Raw genomic sequence first — 579 nt, forward strand, 5'->3', positions numbered from 1 at the left:
AGATGCGCGCCCGTGACGCGCGCCTGCGCTCCCAGCAGGCGTCCCGCGCCTATACGGCCAGTGCCGCCCAGCGCGATGCCGATCGCGCGGCCCGGCGCGAGGCCCTTGCGGCCCAGCAGCGCGAGCAGGAGGCTCGTCGCGCCGCCCAGCAGCGTCCCGCACCCGCAACCCCGGCCCAGCGCGCCGGCCAGCGCCGAACGCGCGTGGTGCCACCTTTGTCCTCCCAGGAAAGCTACGACCTCACCCGCTCCTCCATGGAAAGCTACGAGCGCGCCCGCGCCTCTCGCGATGCCCTGTCGGAAGCTCGGCGGGGCCGCGCGCTCAACCGCGAGGTCATCGACGGCCGGGGCAGTATCGACTCGCGCACCTTCAACGAGAGCCACCAGGTTTCCGACTACTCCCGCGACGACCGCGACCGCCACGACCCGATGATCGATGTCATGGACAACCGCACCTGGCATTCCCGGGCTGGGCAGGGCTTCGTCGCGCCCGCCGAGGGGGCTCCCGGCGCTCCGGCGCCCGCGCGTCGTCCGCGCGGCTCGAGCACCTCCGACGTCGGATTCGCCGGCGTCATGAGCG

Annotated in this window: 1 protein-coding gene; it reads left to right on the forward strand. The window is 73.7% G+C overall.

Annotated features, from left to right (window positions below; translation table 11 throughout):
• The coding region (locus tag NE591_RS12210; RefSeq protein WP_256156739.1) for a hypothetical protein at positions 1–579 on the forward strand (579 nt) is incomplete at both ends.

The sequence above is a fragment of the Adlercreutzia sp. DFI.6.23 genome (genome assembly GCF_024462535.1).
GTDB lineage: Bacteria > Actinomycetota > Coriobacteriia > Coriobacteriales > Eggerthellaceae > Adlercreutzia > Adlercreutzia rubneri.